Here is a 19,237-nt window from a genome sequence, read left to right on the forward strand (position 1 = left end):
TAGCTGATTGACATGCTCCTTTGTTATGATGATTAATACGTTGATATATGCATCATGTTAATTTCTCAAGAAAGGCGATGAGAGGTTGTGAGAAATCGCGGTTCAGTTGTATTGCTTGAAAATAATCAAGTAGTCCTGATAAGGAGAAGGGTAGACAAACTGGAGTATTATGTTTTTCCTGGTGGAGGAATTGAAGTGAATGAAACTCCAGAAGAGGCTGCGAAAAGAGAAGCTTTAGAAGAACTAGGTGTTGTAGTTTCGATTACCAGCTGTCTGGGCATTCTTTCATACCATGGTGATCAGTATTTCTTTCTGGCTCGCATTGTTTCTGGAAGGTTTGGCACCGGAATGGGAGAAGAATTTTGTAATAAAACAACTGGTAGAGGCACTTATCATCCAGTATGGATTGATATTCCTCAGTTAATGAATATAGATGTAAAACCGAAGGAAATGGCGGAATTATTAATAGAAAAGTGTAATGAACTACATGTATGATTCAAGGGAGAATGAAATGAAGATTCAGCTAACTGAACAAAAAACGATAGCAATACGGTATGTATCGAAAAAATGATTTTTCTTCTATTCAGCTCTTAAATCAAGAAGAGGATTGGAATAACCTAGTGCAGAATGAAGGAACAACGAGAGCAGCCTGGGATCATTCCAATGTCCGTTATGTTTTAGAAGATGAAGAAAGGATTATAGGCTATGTAAGAGGTTTGACGGATGAAAATGTTACATTATATATTTGTGAACTGCTTATCGCTAAAGACTATCGCGGTATAGGTTTAGGAAGACAGTTACTGGATTATGTACGCCAGATGTATCCGAAAACAAGGGTTGATCTATTAGCAAGCAGTAGTTCCTATACGTACTATGAAAAACATCACTACCGCCCGTTCTATGGATTTAGAAAAACTTGGGAAGAAGGATAAATGGCCAAAAGGAGAGACGGATAGTGGGATACATTGAAACGTTAAGAGAATTAGTAGGGCATCGACCGCTAATATTTGTTGGAGCTGTTGCTATCATTTTAGATGAAGAAAATAGAATATTGCTACAACAACGCAAATTCCCTAATGGTTCATGGGGGATTCCGGGTGGATTAATGGAATTAGGTGAATCCACGGAAGAAGTTGCCTGTAGAGAAGTTTTTGAAGAAACAGGTTTACAAATAGATAGTCTAGCTTTATTAAATGTCTATTCTGGAAAGGAACATTTTATTAGAGCAGAAAATGGTGATGAATTTTATGTCGTCACCGTCGCTTATTATACAAAGAGCTTTTACGGCAACTTGCAGATGGATGAAAAGGAATCGATATCTTTGCAATTTTTTAACGCAAGTAATTTACCTACTATTCTTGTAAAGAGTCATCAAGCAATTTTGGATGAATTTATCAGTACATATAACTGGCAATAAGACCCCACTTTAAGCAAAAAGTAAAACCAATATTGGTAAGTGTGGGATCTACTGCTAGTAAATGACCGATTGGTTCAGAGGCTTTAGGTCATACCCCTGTGGTACTAAACATCATTGGAGGATAAACAAAACTTCCACTGATTGAAGTGTCACTTTAGTACTGCTAGTAATAATTCATCAGAACCGTACGTGCTTCGTCATTGTAACTTGCGTACAGGCTTTAATAACAAAGGTCTATCAGAATATCAACGATTCCTTTATCTATTTCAGGTTCGTTCGGTGAAGGAGAGCCTTTTTTGATATGGAAGTAATACTGGTAATGCCCTAAAGTGACGGGATGAAGTGACCTCGAAAAGTCGGACTTTTCCTGTGGAGAGCATGTGGTTTACTTCCTAGTAGAACATAAAGAAAGCTTGTAAAGAAACAAAGCGTTTCTCTACAAGCTAAGATTGGTATTCACAACAGTTTTTAGGATTCGTTTGTGGCAGTATCTGGATGATTATCATGATTTGCTGTCCGTTTCATCATCATTTCTTGTTGTTCTTTTTGATTTTGACTGGTATCGACCCGTTTCATAAAGAGCGCTAAAATTAACGCTCCTGCAGCGATGATTGTAGAAATGAGGAATGTAAAGTTAATTCCGTTTAACATGGCATTATTTGCAATTTGCGCCTGCATTTCAGCCATCGCTTGTTCTGAAGCCATAGTACTTGGATCGATGTTTGCCATTGCTTCTTTTCCTAATTCTGCTGCCTTTGTTTCTGTTCGGTTGTTCATAACGGTAATAAGTAATGCAGAACCGATTGCTCCAGATACTTGCTGTAACGTATTGTTCATAGCAGTTCCATGTGGGTTATCCTTCATTGGTAACTGGTTTAATCCATTTGTCATTACTGGCATCATCACCATGGACATTCCGAACATGCGAAGGGTGTAAAGGAGCATAATTGTTCCATAAGCTGTTTCCATATTCAATTTACTAAAGAAATACGTTGTGCTAATCGTAATGAATAAACCAAAAATAGCCAATAGCTTTGGTCCATATTTATCAAATAAACGCCCTGTTATTGGCGACATTACCCCCATCACCAAAGCACCTGGGAGCATGAGCAGTCCAGATTCGAATGGGGAAATACCTCTTATCGTTTGTACATAAATAGGCATTAAAATCATAGCTGAGAACATCGCTATTGCAAGCACGATGGAAATAGCAGAGGATAATGCAAACATTGGGTATTTAAAAATCCGGAATTCGAGCATTGGATCATCCATACGAAGCTGACGCATGATCAAACCGGTAACAGAAATTACCCCCACAATAATCGTTCCATACACAAGAGGATCATCCCAGCCATTTTCTCCAGCTGTACTGAATCCGTACAATAGTCCTCCAAAACCTAAACTTGATAGAATAATAGATAGGACGTCAAGTTTAATATCACGTTGTGGCGTAATATTTTTCAATTTAAAAATGGCATATACGAGTGTAAATACTGCGATCGGTAAAACAATATAAAATAAAGTTCTCCAGCTGTAATGTTCAATTACCCAGCCAGATAATGTTGGGCCAATGGCAGGCGCGACAATCATAACAAGTCCAAAGGTACCCATGGCTGTTCCGCGTTTTTCAACAGGAAACGCTGTTAACATCACATTCATTAATAGTGGCATCATAACAGCTGAACCAGAGGCTTGAATCATTCTTGCTACAAGTAGTACTCCGAAAGACGGTGCTAAACTTGCTAAGAATGTACCAGCTGTAAATAGAAACATTGCAGTGATAAACAGATTTTTGTTGGTAAAGCGTTGAATAAAGAACGCACTAGCTGGTATGAGAATGCCATTTACTAGCATATATCCGGTAGACAGCCATTGTACTGCCGACGGACTCACATCAAACTCTGTCATAATGGAAGGTAAGGCTATATTTAACAATGTTTCATTTAATATGGCAACGAATGCACCAACAAATAATATGGCAATCATCCCATAGGGTGGTTTTTGTTCAGGAGAATGTGTTTCCAATTCTTCATTCCTTCTTTCTTCAATGATAATAAATGGTGGTTGATTTAATACTTACTCATTTTATACCTACAGTACAATAAAATCAATATGTTTATTTTCAACTATTTTAAAATAGTATCATGTCAGTGTTTAATGGTGTTTTAATAATTGTACTTCGATTATAAAATGATGTTTCGTCTATGTGGATTTCGACGTTCTAAAATAAATAAATGAAAAAAACTAACTTTGTTTAATAATTCAATAAAAAAGGAAATATAAGATGTAGAACAAAAAATGGAGGAATATAATGAAAAAGCTAATTCGAAAATTAATTAAATATGGACCAATTATTTATCCGGTAATAAGAAAATACATGAATAAAAGAAAAACAAAAAAGTCAAGTCACGATTAAAAGTAAGTGAAGGTGGTTATAAAAGGATGGGCGTGGGACAACTGTATTTCATCATAATCCGAACAATTTCCATGCAGGTTGTATGGGTCATACCATGAGCAAGAAATAAAAAGGCTATCCATGTTAATACGTCGCCTAACCTGGAGACCCTACCTCCTAGCAAGTAAAATCTTAATTTATGATTCTTAAACAATGTAAACATGGTGCACTCCTAAAAACCACCTAAGGACATTAGCTGGTAAAGGTCTCCTGAAAAATTGCTAAAAAAGGTGCAATTTGTTATTAGGGTATTGACATTTTGAGGTTTAGAAACAGATTTCTTGATGTTTCCGCTTATTTTTGATAACAATGAATAGTGCAATTAACTCAAAACTACAGGAGGAATACGATATGAAAATTGTTGCAATGGTTGGTAGTAATCGCCAAGACTCATACAACATGAAGCTAACTCGCTTTTTACAAAAAAGGTATACGAATAAAGTTGAAATTGAAATTTTGCCAATTGATCAACTTCCTTTCTATAATCAGGACGAGGAATTTAACCCGCCTACAATTGTAAAAGAGATTAAAGATAAAATTCTGCTAAGTGATGGTATTCTTATCGCTACACCAGAATATAATGGTTCGATTTCTGGCATGTTAAAGAATGCTTTGGACTGGTTTTCTCGTGTAGACCAAGTAATGGTGAAGAAGCCTGTTATGATTGTAGGAGCTTCTATGGGCGCAATGGGAACGATTCGAGCACAAATGCAGCTTCGTCAGATTTTAAATGCACCTGGTATTGGAGCACTTACATTACCTGGAAACGAAGTGTTCATAGGATCAATCCAAAATAAAATGGACGAGCAAGGTAATCTTACCGATGAACCTACAATTGAGTTCGTGGATTCTGTTATAGACAACTTTGTGGATTGGACAGAAAAAACAAAAGTTTTTAGCTAATTACTTACTATTTGAAACTTGCTTTCAAGAGAATACTCTTGAAAGCAAGTTTTTTTAAAAAAGATAAGAAAGTATAAAATTTCTAATCGGGCGCTTGCGCTTTTCCTTAGGAAAAATACTGACATTTACCTCCTCCAAAAATGAGGCAAGCATTGAATTCATATAAATGAGATAATTAATTAAACGTATTAGCCTCCTCTTAAGCTGGTTGACACTCTGTCATGATAGGAGACAACAGGAGTGGACGAATGTATAGTTTGTTTGGTGAGGTGCGAATTTGCTTAAACATGCGTTGAAAGAGAGGGATGACGTTGACAATTAATGGTATTAATCATTTGCTTTTTTCAGTATCGGATTTAGGTAGGTCTATTAGCTTTTATGAACAGGTCTTTCAAGCAAAGCTTCTAGTGAGGGGGAAGCGTACAGCATATTTTGATTTAAACGGTCTATGGCTGGCTCTAAATGAAGAAATAGGAATTCCTCGTACGGAAATTCATCATTCCTATACACATATCGCTTTTTCTATTGAGGAAAAGGATTTTTTAAGTGTTTATCAAAGATTAAAGAGCCTAGGTGTAACTATTCTAAATGGAAGAAAAAGAGATATACGTGATCAACAATCCATTTATTTTACTGATCCAGATGGTCATAAGTTTGAATTCCATACAGGTACGCTTGCGGATCGATTAGACTATTATAGGGATGAAAAGCAGTATATGGAATTCTTTGATTGACAAGAGGCGTTGTGAGGGGAATACTAAGTTTTGGCTTATGAGAAGTTAAAAGCGTAACTTTGGACAGGGGTGTATATATTAGGAGCTGACCTTTAAACGTTAGATCAGCTCCTAGCTTTTTTTATAAGTTAAGAAAGTATAAAATCAGTGCAATGACTGCGTTAAGCGAAGTAGTTATTTTGAAATGTTTGATGTATATTGGCAATGCTCCGACTAATTACTTCGCTTTCCGTGGACACGGCCTCAACTAACTTTGCAAAGAAGAACACGTTGCAAAGTGGATTTTTGGCTCGCGCTATTCCCGCAGGAGTCTACGTAATTCGTCTCCGCTATGAGAAGGTGCAACAATTCTTGTCATAAGTAATAGTTGACTTTTTTACAATGGATAAAGTGAAAATCGCTATCCGTGAGTATAAAAGCAGCTGTGTTACTTCATGCTAGCGTTGTAGAGCCTGATAATAGCGAAGGTCAGCCACTTCAACTCCTGTGGGAAATGTTTGACCTGAAGATCCACTTTTTTGAGCGGGTTTTGCTAAAAAAGTTAGCTGAAGGACAAACCCCACGGAAAGGGAAGTGGGCAGCCGGAGTGATTCCATAATAGCTACTAGAGGAAGCGTAAATCTGAGCATGTAGTGATAAGGACTGAGCGAATTTTGCTCCGTTTTTCTTAGTATAGCGAAGTTCTGGCGTTACTATCTATTGGTCAAGAGCTTCAATTTGATTTTTAAGATCGGTGATATTTTCTATGGTTTGATATAAATCCGATTGTTTTAATTGTTCCACTGCTGTCTCGCCACTGTCGATGATATTATTTGTTGTATCTAACAGTACTTGGCTTTTGTTTTCTAATTCTTGATGAATATCTGTGGCAATGGTAGGTGGATCAATTGTCGTAAAATCTTCTATGGTACCTTTTAAAGATTCTAGATGAGATAATAGTGCTTGCCCTTCAAGTGAAGAGGTTTCCTCAGCAAAGTTGCTTAGTGTATTGATATAATCACTTGCTTCATTTGCATAATTCAATGAATGAGTCGTTTCTTCTAACAACGAACATCCACTAAGGAATACTAATGTAACAGTAATAAGTAATAGGAAGCTTTTTTTCATTTGCTTCTCCTTTCAGTACAATTGTGTCTTTAATTAATTTACGTTGAAATGCCTGTTTAAGTTTCAAGCATATATGTATAAATGTTTTTCTAACTAATGGGGAAACTATTTGCTTGAGAGCAACTAGAAAGGGTGTTAAAAATGAAAAAAATAATGTATTTCCTAGCAGTGCTTGTTTGTTTGGTTAGTATTGGAGGGAATGCTGTCTCTGCTGAATTTCTTGATATGCGAGTAACGGAGACAAATGATATAAAGCAGCATAAAGATGTTTATAAAGCTTTACTGTTACAAAAAGCAAAAGAGTTAGGTATTGAAGTAGAAGGGAAATCCATAGAAAAGATTAAAAAGCAAGTTGTTCAGACCAGTATAACCAATACTGCTAAGGAATTAGGGATTGCAACAGAAGGTAAGAATATAAACGAGTTAAAAAAGGAAGTCCATCATGCTAAAGTAATAAAAAAAGCGAAGGAACTAGGTTTAGATGTACAAGGAAAGGAACCAGATCAGCTAGCAAAAGAAGTCCATGAAACAATGATTAAGAAAAAGGCAGAAAAATTAGGCATAAGTGCCGAGGGAAAGGATATTCAAGAGCTTCAGAAAGAAATTATCAAAACAAAGGTAACAAAAGAAGCTGAAAAGTTTGGAATTGAGACAGAAGACGAGGATATTCGTGGCTTAATCCAAGCTATTCATGAGGCAAAATTATACCATACTGCTGAAAAATTAGGCATACTTACAACCAATAAAAGCGCAGATGAACTAATGGAAGAGATCATCGTTAACCATTCTACAGAGGCAAAAGAGCTAAACTTATATCCATTTCAGAATGGTAAGTTACATGTTCATCCTCACCATAAACTTTATTAGCTATGTAAAAAGAACAAGCGATAGAGATTAGAGGGTCTCCATCGCTTGTTCTTTTTAAGTTATAATTATGATGTGATAAGGTGGGAATCCAGCAATCCTTACAAAATGACAGTCAAACTTAACCTTTTGCTTTAAATTCGATTAATTGTTTTAATTAGAGTAAGTCGTTATTTAATATTCTTTTTCTGTACCAGTTGCAAACGTAATGTCTAAATCCAGTAAGGCATCTTCTGGAATGTTAAAAGCTTTTCGAACCGCTGCTAATACTTCCTCTTTTGAACTATTCTCATCAAAGTCAAATTGAGCGAAGTGATCATCTAACTCATGTAGCGCCTCATCGTTAGAAAGTCTTATTCCTTGATTTTTATCGTTATAACTCGCTTCGACCCGGTCAGGTACAAATTCGTATTCCACTTCAACAGCGTCTTTTATATTTTCAAAGTCAGCTTCTAAATCAAATTCTATAAAGCTGTAAGGCGCCTCGGATACGGAGGTAGTCTCACCGTTATTCTTATCTTGCTGCATATCAGCCGGTTTTTGTTCGGTTTCTTGTTGCGTATCATCTGCTCCGCAAGCAGTTATTACATTGAATAATACGATTAAGGCTAGTAATGCTATAACTCTAACCATAGCTAGTTTTTTCTGCATATGTATCGCTCCATTCTACATAAGATGCTAGTTATCATTTTAACCCTTTGTGATGGATTTCAAACCAAAAATATGTCATTTTTTATTTATCTATCCTATGACAGCTATTGAAACTTTTTAGTTTGTGTTGGTATTCGATTATGGTAAGATGATATCTATGACTAAAAATTGAAGTCTGCTTATGGAGTTATAATACAAGCAAAAAAGTTGAATAAAAAGCGATTGCTGAGGAATCCATAAGATATCAGATTATAAAAGAAAGAAGGAAGTTTTATGGTGGATAACAACATTTCAGAAGTAAATAGTCCAACTTCTGTAAATAAGGTACCGCTAATGATCGTACTGATATCCGGTGCTTTTGTTGCCATTTTAAATCAGACATTATTAGCTACAGCCCTGCCGCATATTATGATTGATTTGCAATTGGATGCAAATACAGCGCAATGGCTGCAATCTATTTTTATGCTCGTCAATGGAATTATGATTCCGATTACTGCATTTCTTATTGAACGATTTACAACGAGAGGACTATTTTTATCAGCATTAACGATTTTTGCGATAGGGACAATTATTTGTGCATTAGCACCGAATTTCGCTGTGTTAATGGCTGGACGTGTAGCACAAGCAGCAGCTGCTGGTATTATTATGCCGCTTATGCAAACCATTTTATTCCTTATTTTTCCGATTGAAAAACGTGGGTCGGCAATGGGAATGTTTGGTTTAGTTATTGCATTTGCACCAGCGATAGGACCAACATTATCTGGATGGCTTGTTGAACATTTTCCGTGGAGAAGTCTTTTTTTCGTTATATTGCCAATTATTATTGTCGATATTATTGTTGCTTATTTCATATTAAAAAATATTACAAATCGTACATTCCCCAAATTGGATATATTATCGATTATCCTTTCAACCTTAGGTTTTGGAGGACTATTGTACGGATTTAGTACTGCTGGAAATAGCGGTTGGGGAAGTTTGCAAGTAATTCTCTCCTTAGTTATAGGTGCAATTGCACTTACGCTGTTTATTTGGAGACAAATGAAATTAGAACAACCAATTCTTGAATTTCGTGTATTTAAAAATAGCATTTTTACACTTACAACAGTCTTAGGGATGGTTGCGTTTATGGCTATGATTGGGGCTGCAGTGGTCTTACCATTATTGGCGCAGAATATGCTTGGGTTTACTGCATTGGAATCAGGATTAATGCTATTGCCAGGCGCTGTTGTAATGGGAATTATGAATCCAATTACAGGTAGATTATTTGATAAGTTTGGTGCACGTTGGTTAGCGATCATCGGATTAACGATCGTAACAGTTACTACTTTTATGTTCACCGATTTATCAACAGATACGACATTTACTTACCTTGCTACAATTAATGCAATTCGGATGTTTGGTATTGCGATGGTAATGATGCCGGTTACGACTGCTGGTTTAAATCAGCTTTCCGTAAAATTAATTCCGCACGGAACAGCTATGAATAATACGATGCGACAAGTGGCTGGGGCAATTGGTACTGCTCTATTGGTTACGGTTATGACAAACAGTGCAGTACCTGATGAAGGTATAAATGGAATGATTCATGGAGTAAATGTTTCGTTTATTGTTGCAGGCGTGTTTGCGATTATTGCATTAATCCTCTCTTTCTTTATCAAGCGTTCACAACCTGATTCTGTACACATTCGTAGATAATCGGTAGTGATTTTGCAAAAACAGTTGACATTAGTAACATTTCTATCCATAATATTAAAAAACATATGTGAACGGAAAAGAAGGAATAGTATGTAATCGAATGAGTGCCAGAGAAGTGAGGTATTTGCTGGAAGCTCACATACTCTTTAGTTACAGAACGTGCCTTCTGAGTCCTACTTGAAGTAGGCGCTTTGTGTGGCGTTAAAGCAATAAGCGGGATGTTATTCATCCAATTTAGGTGGTACCGCGGAAGAAAAGGCTCTTTCGTCCTTATTCATAGGGCGAATAGGGCTTTTTTATCCTACATATAAGTGGGGTAAGACTCCCACTTCAAGCAAAAAGGGAAATCAATTCAGATAAGTGGGGGATCGCCTGCCAGTAATTGTCCGATTGGTTCAAAGGTCTTTAGATCATACCCTTGTGGTACTAACCATCCGTGGGAGATGAAAAAACCTCCAAGGGATTGAAGTTTTACTTTATAAATGGAGATGCTAGCTATTTTTTAACTTTAAAAGTCTGATGATTAAGAATTAAACGTCAGGTGATTGGGCTTAAGAAATGAGGTATATGAAAATGAGTAAAAAGAGAATTGTAGTTAAAATTGGGAGTAGTTCATTAACGAATGCGCAGGGGGAAATGGATGTGGCGAAGTTAACGGAACACGTTCAAGCGATAGCAGCGCTGCGCCAGCATAATCATGATGTTATTCTCGTTTCTTCAGGAGCTGTTGCTGCAGGATTTTCTAAAATTGGGTACGGCTCTCGTCCAGTTACCTTGAAAGGAAAGCAGGCATCAGCTGCAGTAGGTCAAGGTTTACTTATTCAAACATATATGGAAAAGTTCGCAGAACATGATTTAAAAGCTGCACAACTTTTATTAACACGCGATGATTTTACGAACAGAAGCAGATATAAAAATGCCTTTAATACCATCATGGAGCTTATAGAGCGGCGTGTCGTTCCAATAATTAATGAAAATGATACGGTGTCCGTTAATGAATTGACTTTTGGGGATAACGATATGCTTTCTGCTTTGGTTAGCGGAATAGTTCATGCTGACGAATTGATTATGCTTACAGATATTAATGGCATATATAATGGCAATCCCCGTCATCAATCAAACGCAACAAAATATGATTATTTAGAAACAATTACTCCAGAAATGATTGCTGCAGTTGATCATACACGCTCAACGGTTGGTACTGGTGGAATGAAGTCCAAATTGGAAGCCGCAAAAATGGCATTATCTTTAGGAGTAAGTGTATTCATTGGAACAGGAAAAGGAGAAAATAAATTACTGGAAATTTTAAATGGGAATGGTGATGGTACATATATTCGAAATCGATCAAAAGAAACCATTACTACAAATAGACAATGGATTGCTTTGCACTCTGAATCTATGGGGGAAATTTATGTAGATATAGGAGCAGAAGAGGCAATCTTATATCATGGTGCTAGCCTGTTATCAGCAGGCATAAATAGTGTAAAAGGACATTTTGATAAGGGGGATGTTGTAGAGGTATATGGACATAATGGTTTGATTGGAAAAGGTGAAGTAAGCTGCTCCGAGGAAGTAATTGTAAAAGAAATCGAAGCTAGAAGTCTAAAGCAAAGCTTCCAATCTTCAAGAGTCATTCATCGTGACCGCTGGGTGCGGTTAAAGTAAAAATGTAAAAAGGAGAGGAGAACAGATGGAAGAGATACAGACGAAAGGAAAATTGGCTAAAAGAGCAAGCTTTCAATTAAATGCAGTAAGTACAGATGATAAAAATAAGGCGCTGGAATGTATAGCGAAGCAAATTCTAATGGAAGAGGATTTGATATTAAAAGAGAATCGTAAAGATCTACAAGAGGGAGAAAATAAAGGATTAACAGCTTCTATATTAGATCGAATTATGTTAAATAGCGATCGATTACAAGCAATGCATGATGCTATTTTTCAACTTATACAAATAGCTGATCCTATTGGTGAAGTGCTCGAATCAATTGACAAAGAGAATGGCTTACGTATCTCGAGAAAGCGTGTACCTATTGGTGTGATTGGCATGATTTACGAGGCTAGGCCAAATGTCACTATTGACGCAGCTACGCTGGCATTGAAGACAGGTAATGCGGTAATTTTAAGAGGAAGTTCATCCGCCAAACACTCTAATCAAGCGCTCGTTTCTGTTATTCATCGAGCTTTAGCGAACAGTAGGTTACCAATTGATTCTGTTCAGCTAATCGAAAATACAAGCAGAGAATCAGCTAAGGAGCTTTTTACATTAAATAGCTATTTAGATGTTTTAATTCCTAGAGGCGGAAAAAATTTAATTGATACTGTAATACGTGAATCAACAGTCCCAGTAATTGAAACAGGAGCAGGTAATTGCCATTTGTTTATCGATGAATCTGCAGATTTCCAAATGGCGCAGGATATTGTATTGAATGCAAAACTCCAAAGGCCCTCGGTATGTAATGCAATGGAATCCTTATTAATTCAGGAGCGGTGGTTTGAAAACTATGGTGGACAGTTACTCGAGCAGCTGCATAAAAACGATGTAGATGTCATTGGGGATAAACAAGTATGTTCCAAATTTTCCTTTGCAAAACCAGCGACTGAAAAGGATTGGCAGACAGAATATCTTGATTTAGCTGTTAGTGTTAAAATAGTTAAAAGCTGTGAAGAAGCGATCCATCATATCAATTTATACGGCACGAAGCATTCTGAGGGGATCATTACAGAAAATGTAGAACATGCTGCTCTTTTTCAACAACAAGTAGATGCAGCGGCAGTCTATCACAATGCCTCTACTCGTTTTACGGATGGATTTGAGTTTGGTTATGGTGCAGAAATTGGAATTAGCACACAGAAATTACATGCGAGAGGTCCCATGGGACTTCCAGCATTAACATCAAGCAAATTCTTTATTCAAGGAAATGGACAAATTCGTAGCTAATAGAGCTTGGATAGTAGTAGAACGGCTGCATCGTGTAGCCGTTTCTATGACCTTTTTATTTCGGCCGTTTGTCCCCCATCCTCACATAAATCTGCTATTCTCATGAGTAGTTCAATAGTTCAATAGCTGTAAAGGAGTATTTACGTGTACCGACCTTGCTTCTATCAGGAAATAATAAACCTCATTCTTCGTAATACCTCATTTTTCGTTCAGACAATCCAGTAAGCCCATGTACAATTCCAATGGATCTTTATATGATGTCATTTCAACCATCCTAAAGCTATGTTTATTCTAGTATCTCATTTTGATGTTAGAGAAACTAACATATTGCTTAGACAAATGAAAAATATCAAAGGAATGTCCCAAAAGGTCGCTTTAATTGGAGTATTTCCATTCTCCGTGGGTGACGCTTCAGCATTAAACAAAATTTACTCACATCAAGCTGTGCATACGATTGTTCCCATAGTGTCTTGTATATTCCAGTCTTTTGTACTTTTTCGCTGATGAGACATCCCCCGAAACTTCTATAATTGATAAAATTCAACCATTCTTTGGAGTTCGCTTAGCGTCAATGCTTCTAGGTCGCTATCGCTTTCTAGCACTCCGGCTTTTTGTAATTTTTTTATATAGTAGCGTTTCACCTCTTCAATTCCTTCACGTAGCAGATTTTTGCTCATGTGCAAAGCACCTCCATCATTTGCAGTTGTACTTATTAAACTATGAGATAAAGGAAAGGATTGGTACGACTAAAGCTAAAAATAAGGCAGATGTCGGCATTGCGATGCTACCCATTGCCCCTTCTTCCTCACCCCGAACGAGCGAATGGTTTGCGCCAAGCATTTGTGCAGATGCTCCATAGCAAAACCCTTAGATTCCATCAATAAGATAGTAATAGAATGAGGCTGAGACAAAAGAATGAAGAAACAATAAAAACGAACCTAATTAATTTCATCAAATAATTATCGTTCGTTTTTTGATCAGAATCATCATTACAAATTACTATTTTGACAGGAAAACAGGAATCAAATGTAGAATTAGTGTAAGAGGAGTAAAAAGGAATTGGAGGGGATAGTAAATGGCAACTATTCAAGATTTTTTACAAATAGATATGCGCATCGGTACGATAAAGAAAGCGGAATCATTTCCGGAAGCTAGAAAGCCAGCAATTAAACTTTTTATTGACTTTGGGGAGTTGGGGATGAAACAATCTTCTGCTCAGCTAACAAAACGGTATACCCCAGCTGAATTGGTTGGGCGTCAAGTTGCAGCGGTAGTTAATTTTCCACCGATGCGAATTGCTGGGTTTAAATCAGAAGTCCTCGTGTTAGGTGGCGTACAAGAGGAAGGAGATGTCGTCTTATTAAGTCCTTGTGAAGAGGTGGAAAATGGCACGCGAATTTCATAACTCTTACGAGAAATACATACATTTAGATAATTATTTATAGGTAGAAGTTTCACTTTATAAAGAGTTAAAAGGCTAAGAATATCGTAGTTCGTATACATCTGAGTAAATCATCAAGGAGGGAAAAAGTAATGACGAATTATAAACCTGCAGGCTTTTGGATACGGGTTTTGGCAAGTTTGCTCGATTCTTTGTTAATTTCTGTATTAGCTGCTATGATTGCTGCTATGATTAATGATCAAGATTTTGTTTTCTTTTATTCCCAAACGGAAATAGATCCCTCTACTTCCGATACTTGGGCTTCCATTATTTATATCATTGTATTTATCATTATATTTACTGCAACAAAATGGAAGGGGAGTCCGGGAAAAATTATATGTAATATTCAAGTCGTAAATACAAACATGACCCAAATTAGTATATGGAAATCAATTGGAAGATACTTAAGCTATTTCGTTTCGGCGCTAACACTGTTTATCGGTTATTTACTGGCAGGCTGGAATGAGGAAAAAAAGGCGCTGCATGATATGATTTGTCAAACGAGGGTGGTATATCGGAATTGAAGAGCTTTTTATATGTGACGATTTGTTGTCTTGGATTAAAAAAGATACTTCCTATTGGAGCCGGCATATGAATAGGATTTTCGTAATAAATTTCCTATAGATAAAACAAATATTTTCCAAAAATGCTAATGCAATAATTCACAGATATTTTCAGCGATCCACATGTATTAAGCTGTAGGTAGTGCATGGAATGACTCGTTTACTAAAAAGAAGGAGAGAGAGGATTGACAATACTCGATGCATTAAAAAAGATACTTCCGTCTGAGCATATAAGTGATAATGACACGGTTCTTGAACAGCATAGTTCCGATGAATCGTATCATACTCCTAAGTTACCGGATGTTGTGGTATTTCCGCAAACCACTGAAGAGGTTAGCCAGATAATGAAAGTAGCTTGTGAATATAAGACACCTGTTGTTTCTTATGGGTTGGGAACAAGTCTAGAAGGTAGCGTGATTCCATACGAAAAAGGAATTGTAATCGATTATACGTTGATGAACAAGGTGTTAGAAGTACGACCAGACGACTTTCTGGTTAAAGTTCAACCTGGTGTGACGAGGAAACAACTCGAAAGGGAGTTGAAAAAATATGGACTGTTTTTCTCAGTTGATCCAGGGGCGGATGCAACGCTTGGTGGTATGGCTGCTACGAATGCAAGTGGAACTACATCGGTAAAATATGGAATTATGCGAGACCAGGTACGAGATCTAGAAGTAGTGCTCGCGGATGGGACGATTATACATACGGGAAGTATGGCAGCTAAGTCTTCTTCAGGATACCACTTGAATGGTTTATTTGTAGGATCGGAAGGTACATTAGGTTGCTTTACAGAGCTGACGTTAAAAGTACACGGTATTCCAGAGCAAATAATGGCAGGGAGAGCTGCTTTTCAAACATTAGATGAAGCTGTTGCTGCAGTGATTAGTATTTTACAGGCTGGAATACCGATAGCGAGGGTTGAATTAGTAGATGATCAATCAATGAAGCAAATCAATCTTTTTAGTGACACAACTTATAGAGAAGTTCCTACGGTATTTTTAGAATTCCATGGAAATGAAGCGGGTCTAAAGCAGGATGTGGCATTTACGAAAGATTTATTAGAAGACCACCGGTGTCAAGTGTTAGCCTTTGAATCAAACACGGCAGCTAGAAATCGATTATGGGAAGCAAGGCATAATACAGCCTATGCATTTCTTCATAGCTATCCAGGTAAAAAGCAAATGGTGACGGATGTATGTGTGCCAATTTCGGAACTAGCTGGAGCAATTAAAGATGGGAGAAAGGCAGTAGAGGCCTCAGGACTTACTGGTGGAATTGTGGGACATGTTGGCGATGGCAACTATCATATTCTGCTAATGGTTGATGCGGATGACCCAACAGATATAGAAAAGGCTAATCAAGTGAATAGGCAGATTGTTGAATATGCTTTAAAACGTGGAGGAACTTGCACAGGAGAACACGGAGTAGGAATTGGTAAGGCGAAATACCAAGAAGCAGAGCATGGTAACGCGCTTGAAATCATGCGTAAAGTAAAAAGTGTGTTGGATCCGAACAATCTTTTGAATCCTGGTAAGGTTCTATACGATTAGAGAATTCGTTTATAATTTAGTATAAAATGTCTCTTAAAGTTCATTGTAGTGCAGGGGCTTAAATAGATGATACTCCTGTGAGCAAGCAAAGGTGTGGAAAAACGGAGTAGTGGATTTAATTCATAGGGAAGCTGAAGATTAAAAAAGCTGAAAAAGTTTTATTCACCAAATAAATAAGGCGCTCTTCGATGGAAAGCTGGCGTGATTTTAATGACCCGGCTTTTTAGTCTAGGAAATTATAATATTTGCTTATGTGGATAAATAGGGGTGTGTTGGGCCGTGTCCAGCTCCAGCGCCCAGAACTAGGCGACTTCACGAATCGCCATCATCGACTCGCGAACACATCGTAATTCCTTTATCTCTGCTGGCTCGCTCCAGTCGCTACGTTTCAAATAGGGAGTTTGCGCTTTTAATCTGGTGCAGTAGCTATACGATACATAGTTTCTGCAAATAATGGGATTATATAAACAGATGTCATTTTATTTATTTGATAGGAGGGTAGCGATGTCACAACAAAACCAACATCAAATGATTGAAACATGCACGATTCAAGTAAAACAGGCTTATCAAATGATTGAACAAGCGAAAACGAATGGGGATATGCGACAGTTACAAGAGGCTGAGCAGGAGTTACGTCAAGCTGAAGAAAATTTGCATGCAGCTCAGGAACGCTTTGGAACAGCAGCTCTCGAAAATCCGCAGTTTCAACAAACGCAGGAGCACTTACATGATGCTCGTCAAGAAATTGAACATTTTAGACAGAATCACAAATAAGGAAGCTCTGCTCAAGGGCTTTCTTTTTATTGTTCGGAAATAAAATGTAAATAAGTGTAAATTGTTATTGTTTTTATGATTACATTAGGATTTATTTTATATTTTTTTGGATAACTTAATTAAATTGTAATTTTTTTTATAAAAAACGAATATTTCATTGTAATTGGAATGAGGGTTTTTTATAATAGAATCATTCACATGAAAAATACTAAACAACATGGGAGGACTTTTTTATGACAAAGAAAGTTTATTTAAATCACGACGGCGGTGTTGATGATTTAATTTCATTATTCTTATTACTTCAAATGGAAGAGGTTGAATTATTAGGTGTTGGTGTCATACCTGCGGATTGCTATTTGGAACCAGCGATGTATGCAAGTCGGAAAATTATTGATCGATTTGGTAATGGTGAGGAAATAAGTGTAGCTGCATCTACATCACGAGGAAAGCATCCATTTCCAAAAGACTGGAGAATGCACGCATTTTTAGTTGACGCATTACCAATTTTAAATGAATTTTTACCAATTAAAACAAAAGAAGCCAATATACCGGCTCATAAACATTTGATTCAAACGCTACGCCAAAGCGAAGAGCCAGTTACATTAGTCTTTGTTGGCCCTTTGACAGATTTAGCTAGAGCTTTAGAGGAAGCGCCTGATATTGAAGCAAAAATAGAAAAATTAGCGTGGATGGGCGGAACTTTCTTGGAGACAGGTAATGTAGAAGAACCGGAACATGATGGGTCAGCGGAATGGAATGCATTTTGGGATCCAGAGGCAGTGAAAACCGTTTGGGAAAGCAACATTGAAATAGATTTAGTAGCACTGGAAAGCACAAATATGGTTCCACTTACACTAGACGTTAGAAATAGTTGGGCTTCAGAAAGAAAGGATTTAGGAATTGATTTTCTAGGGCAATGCTATGCAATGGTTCCGCCACTTGTTCATTTTCAAACAAACTCTACGTATTTCCTTTGGGATGTTCTGACAACAGCAACAATTGGGAAAAGTGATCTCGTTAAGAAAAAACAAGTGAATAGTATTGTTCATACGGAAGGAAAAAGTCAAGGTAGGACAGAATTATCAGAACATGGTCGACCAGTGAACTTAGTATATGAAGTGAACCGTGATCAATTCTTTCAATACATTACAGACTTATCAAGACAAAACTGAATAGGAGTTGTAGCATCATGAGACGAGTTATTATTGATACGGATACCGCTGGCGATGACACAATCGCATTACTAACTGCTCTTTATCATTTTAAGGTTGAAGGTGTTACGATTACTGGCGGAAATGTTGATTTTGATCAAGAGGTAGAGAATGCTTTATACACCATTCAAGTATTTAATCCAGATTATAATGTACCTGTCTATAAGGGACATGAGAGGCCAATTTTGTCGATTGGGGAAACTGTTCATCGCACAGTAGAGGATGTTCATGGCAAAGATGGTATGGGAGATTCCTTTTTTGAAAAGGCAGATCAACGTCCTGAAGATGGACATGCGGTTAACTTCATCATTGAAAAAGTTAAAGCGAACCCTGGTGAAATTGAATTTTTAGCGATTGCACCATTAACAAACATTGCCATGGCCATAAAAAAGGATCCAACAATAGTAAAGGATATTCCACATATTTATATCATGGGTGGAACAAATAATGCATTAGGAAATATTACTGCTGCAGCTGAGTATAATTTTTGGGTAGATCCAGAAGCCGCAAGAATTGTTTTACATGCTGGCATCCCAATCACGATGGTGGGATGGGATATGTGTACGGATTATTCTGTAATGAATGATACCGATCACCAGGAAATTGCGGCAATCGGTACGGCACGTTCAAAATTTTTTATGGATATTAATCGCGTAGTCATGAAATTTAATAAGGAAGTTCATAAAATCGATGGGACAACCCATCCTGATACATTGTTAGTTGCTATTGCAGCAAACGAAGAACTAATGATAGCATCTAATGATTATTTTGTTGATATTGAAACAAAAGGTGAACTAACAAGAGGCTACAGTTTAGTGGATAGGAATAACCGTAGTGAAAAATCACCAAATGTGCGTGTGTGCGAAGGTGTTGATAGAGAAAAGTTTAGAAATACGCTCATCAAAGTTTTATCAACGAATTCATACTGACAACG

General features: G+C 37.1%; 21 protein-coding genes and 1 pseudogene. 16 read left to right on the forward strand and 6 right to left on the reverse strand.

The window, feature by feature from the left end:
- The first annotated feature begins 87 nt into the window (after positions 1-87).
- The 3 genes from D9782_RS11180 to D9782_RS11190 are packed head-to-tail and all read left to right on the forward strand — an operon-like array spanning position 88 to position 1,417.
- Complete coding sequence (locus D9782_RS11180; protein ID WP_121604784.1) at positions 88-495, forward strand: NUDIX hydrolase; 408 nt, start codon at positions 88-90, stop codon at positions 493-495.
- 59 nt (positions 496-554) lie between these two features.
- The gene (locus D9782_RS11185) at positions 555-932 is read left to right on the forward strand and encodes a GNAT family N-acetyltransferase (protein ID WP_121604785.1); all 378 of its coding nucleotides are present in this window, start codon (positions 555-557) and stop codon (positions 930-932) included.
- 23 nt (positions 933-955) lie between these two features.
- Positions 956-1,417 carry an NUDIX hydrolase gene (locus D9782_RS11190; protein ID WP_026682061.1) on the forward strand — a complete coding sequence of 154 codons (462 nt, stop codon included), beginning with the start codon at positions 956-958 and terminating at the stop codon, positions 1,415-1,417.
- Positions 1,418-1,885: 468 nt separating this feature from the next.
- Here the strand turns inward: D9782_RS11190 and D9782_RS11195 are convergent, their stop codons facing one another.
- Positions 1,886-3,403 carry a DHA2 family efflux MFS transporter permease subunit gene (locus D9782_RS11195; protein ID WP_051388366.1) on the reverse strand — a complete coding sequence of 506 codons (1,518 nt, stop codon included), beginning with the start codon at positions 3,401-3,403 and terminating at the stop codon, positions 1,886-1,888.
- An 820-nt stretch (positions 3,404-4,223) separates the two neighbouring features.
- Between D9782_RS11195 and D9782_RS11205 the strand changes: the two genes are divergently transcribed.
- From D9782_RS11205 to D9782_RS11215, 3 genes are all read left to right on the forward strand, one after another.
- Positions 4,224-4,775: an NADPH-dependent FMN reductase gene (locus tag D9782_RS11205; protein WP_026682062.1), complete on the forward strand. Its 552-nt coding sequence runs from the start codon at positions 4,224-4,226 to the stop codon at positions 4,773-4,775.
- Positions 4,776-5,080: 305 nt separating this feature from the next.
- Positions 5,081-5,509: a metallothiol transferase FosB gene (gene fosB, locus D9782_RS11210; protein WP_371413947.1), complete on the forward strand. Its 429-nt coding sequence runs from the start codon at positions 5,081-5,083 to the stop codon at positions 5,507-5,509.
- Between the two features lie 406 nt (positions 5,510-5,915).
- Positions 5,916-6,107, forward strand: a complete 192-nt coding sequence (locus tag D9782_RS11215) for a hypothetical protein (RefSeq protein WP_121604787.1) — start codon at positions 5,916-5,918, stop codon at positions 6,105-6,107.
- 98 nt (positions 6,108-6,205) lie between these two features.
- Here the strand turns inward: D9782_RS11215 and D9782_RS11220 are convergent, their stop codons facing one another.
- Positions 6,206-6,616, reverse strand: coding sequence for a DUF6376 family protein (locus tag D9782_RS11220; RefSeq protein ID WP_121604788.1), 411 nt, complete (start codon positions 6,614-6,616; stop codon positions 6,206-6,208).
- A gap of 141 nt (positions 6,617-6,757) precedes the next feature.
- Between D9782_RS11220 and D9782_RS11225 the strand changes: the two genes are divergently transcribed.
- Positions 6,758-7,483, forward strand: coding sequence for a hypothetical protein (locus D9782_RS11225; protein WP_026682065.1), 726 nt, complete (start codon positions 6,758-6,760; stop codon positions 7,481-7,483).
- Between the two features lie 171 nt (positions 7,484-7,654).
- Here the strand turns inward: D9782_RS11225 and D9782_RS11230 are convergent, their stop codons facing one another.
- Positions 7,655-8,113, reverse strand: coding sequence for a YusW family protein (locus D9782_RS11230; protein WP_162986384.1), 459 nt, complete (start codon positions 8,111-8,113; stop codon positions 7,655-7,657).
- Positions 8,114-8,464: 351 nt separating this feature from the next.
- On the opposite strand from D9782_RS11230, the gene D9782_RS11235 reads away from it, so the two are divergent.
- The 3 genes from D9782_RS11235 to D9782_RS11245 all read left to right on the forward strand — a co-directional run bounded on the left by D9782_RS11235 (position 8,465) and on the right by D9782_RS11245 (position 12,764).
- The gene (locus D9782_RS11235; protein ID WP_371414012.1) at positions 8,465-9,826 is read left to right on the forward strand and encodes a DHA2 family efflux MFS transporter permease subunit; all 1,362 of its coding nucleotides are present in this window, start codon (positions 8,465-8,467) and stop codon (positions 9,824-9,826) included.
- Positions 9,827-10,399: 573 nt separating this feature from the next.
- Entirely contained in the window at positions 10,400-11,491 is a 1,092-nt protein-coding gene (gene proB / locus D9782_RS11240; protein ID WP_026682068.1) for a glutamate 5-kinase, read from the forward strand.
- Positions 11,492-11,516: 25 nt separating this feature from the next.
- Positions 11,517-12,764 carry a glutamate-5-semialdehyde dehydrogenase gene (locus D9782_RS11245; protein ID WP_121604790.1) on the forward strand — a complete coding sequence of 416 codons (1,248 nt, stop codon included), beginning with the start codon at positions 11,517-11,519 and terminating at the stop codon, positions 12,762-12,764.
- 50 nt (positions 12,765-12,814) lie between these two features.
- On the opposite strand, the pseudogene D9782_RS23590 reads toward D9782_RS11245, so the two are convergent.
- The 3 genes and pseudogenes from D9782_RS23590 to D9782_RS11255 form a co-directional block, all read right to left on the reverse strand.
- Positions 12,815-13,008 (reverse strand): annotated as a pseudogene (locus tag D9782_RS23590) (MerR family transcriptional regulator); the annotation flags it as partial.
- Between the two features lie 280 nt (positions 13,009-13,288).
- Positions 13,289-13,441 carry a Fur-regulated basic protein FbpA gene (gene fbpA / locus D9782_RS11250; RefSeq protein WP_121604791.1) on the reverse strand — a complete coding sequence of 51 codons (153 nt, stop codon included), beginning with the start codon at positions 13,439-13,441 and terminating at the stop codon, positions 13,289-13,291.
- A 40-nt stretch (positions 13,442-13,481) separates the two neighbouring features.
- The gene (locus tag D9782_RS11255; protein WP_121604792.1) at positions 13,482-13,604 is read right to left on the reverse strand and encodes a hypothetical protein; all 123 of its coding nucleotides are present in this window, start codon (positions 13,602-13,604) and stop codon (positions 13,482-13,484) included.
- A gap of 235 nt (positions 13,605-13,839) precedes the next feature.
- Between D9782_RS11255 and csaA the strand changes: the two genes are divergently transcribed.
- The 6 genes from csaA to D9782_RS11285 all read left to right on the forward strand — a co-directional run bounded on the left by csaA (position 13,840) and on the right by D9782_RS11285 (position 19,232).
- Positions 13,840-14,169, forward strand: a complete 330-nt coding sequence (csaA, locus tag D9782_RS11260) for a chaperone CsaA (protein WP_026682070.1) — start codon at positions 13,840-13,842, stop codon at positions 14,167-14,169.
- A gap of 128 nt (positions 14,170-14,297) precedes the next feature.
- Positions 14,298-14,729: an RDD family protein gene (locus tag D9782_RS11265; RefSeq protein WP_121604793.1), complete on the forward strand. Its 432-nt coding sequence runs from the start codon at positions 14,298-14,300 to the stop codon at positions 14,727-14,729.
- A 224-nt stretch (positions 14,730-14,953) separates the two neighbouring features.
- Positions 14,954-16,318, forward strand: coding sequence for an FAD-binding oxidoreductase (locus tag D9782_RS11270; RefSeq protein WP_026682072.1), 1,365 nt, complete (start codon positions 14,954-14,956; stop codon positions 16,316-16,318).
- A 504-nt stretch (positions 16,319-16,822) separates the two neighbouring features.
- Positions 16,823-17,092 carry a hypothetical protein gene (locus D9782_RS11275; protein WP_121604794.1) on the forward strand — a complete coding sequence of 90 codons (270 nt, stop codon included), beginning with the start codon at positions 16,823-16,825 and terminating at the stop codon, positions 17,090-17,092.
- A 233-nt stretch (positions 17,093-17,325) separates the two neighbouring features.
- Complete coding sequence (locus tag D9782_RS11280; RefSeq protein WP_121604795.1) at positions 17,326-18,264, forward strand: nucleoside hydrolase; 939 nt, start codon at positions 17,326-17,328, stop codon at positions 18,262-18,264.
- Positions 18,265-18,281: 17 nt separating this feature from the next.
- A complete protein-coding gene (locus D9782_RS11285; protein WP_026679672.1) occupies positions 18,282-19,232 on the forward strand; it encodes a nucleoside hydrolase in 951 nt (316 codons plus the stop codon).
- Positions 19,233-19,237 lie beyond the last annotated feature (5 nt).

The sequence above is a fragment of the Virgibacillus sp. Bac332 genome, from assembly GCF_003667785.1.
GTDB lineage: Bacteria > Bacillota > Bacilli > Bacillales > Amphibacillaceae > Virgibacillus > Virgibacillus salarius.

Excerpts from the sequence above, each read along its gene's own strand:
- D9782_RS11185 (WP_121604785.1), top strand. The coding sequence starts at position 555 with ATGTATCGAAAAAATGATTTTTCTTCTATTCAGCTCTTAAATCAAGAA.
- D9782_RS11195 (WP_051388366.1), bottom strand. The coding sequence starts at position 3,403 with ATGATTGCCATATTATTTGTTGGTGCATTCGTTGCCATATTAAATGAA.
- D9782_RS11205 (WP_026682062.1), top strand. The coding sequence starts at position 4,224 with ATGAAAATTGTTGCAATGGTTGGTAGTAATCGCCAAGACTCATACAAC.
- fosB (WP_371413947.1), top strand. The coding sequence starts at position 5,081 with ATGACGTTGACAATTAATGGTATTAATCATTTGCTTTTTTCAGTATCG.
- D9782_RS11220 (WP_121604788.1), bottom strand. The coding sequence starts at position 6,616 with ATGAAAAAAAGCTTCCTATTACTTATTACTGTTACATTAGTATTCCTT.
- D9782_RS11225 (WP_026682065.1), top strand. The coding sequence starts at position 6,758 with ATGAAAAAAATAATGTATTTCCTAGCAGTGCTTGTTTGTTTGGTTAGT.
- D9782_RS11230 (WP_162986384.1), bottom strand. The coding sequence starts at position 8,113 with ATGGTTAGAGTTATAGCATTACTAGCCTTAATCGTATTATTCAATGTA.
- D9782_RS11235 (WP_371414012.1), top strand. The coding sequence starts at position 8,465 with ATGATCGTACTGATATCCGGTGCTTTTGTTGCCATTTTAAATCAGACA.
- proB (WP_026682068.1), top strand. The coding sequence starts at position 10,400 with ATGAGTAAAAAGAGAATTGTAGTTAAAATTGGGAGTAGTTCATTAACG.
- D9782_RS11245 (WP_121604790.1), top strand. The coding sequence starts at position 11,517 with ATGGAAGAGATACAGACGAAAGGAAAATTGGCTAAAAGAGCAAGCTTT.
- fbpA (WP_121604791.1), bottom strand. The coding sequence starts at position 13,441 with ATGAGCAAAAATCTGCTACGTGAAGGAATTGAAGAGGTGAAACGCTAC.
- D9782_RS11255 (WP_121604792.1), bottom strand. The coding sequence starts at position 13,604 with ATGCTTGGCGCAAACCATTCGCTCGTTCGGGGTGAGGAAGAAGGGGCA.
- csaA (WP_026682070.1), top strand. The coding sequence starts at position 13,840 with ATGGCAACTATTCAAGATTTTTTACAAATAGATATGCGCATCGGTACG.
- D9782_RS11265 (WP_121604793.1), top strand. The coding sequence starts at position 14,298 with ATGACGAATTATAAACCTGCAGGCTTTTGGATACGGGTTTTGGCAAGT.
- D9782_RS11275 (WP_121604794.1), top strand. The coding sequence starts at position 16,823 with ATGTCACAACAAAACCAACATCAAATGATTGAAACATGCACGATTCAA.
- D9782_RS11280 (WP_121604795.1), top strand. The coding sequence starts at position 17,326 with ATGACAAAGAAAGTTTATTTAAATCACGACGGCGGTGTTGATGATTTA.
- D9782_RS11285 (WP_026679672.1), top strand. The coding sequence starts at position 18,282 with ATGAGACGAGTTATTATTGATACGGATACCGCTGGCGATGACACAATC.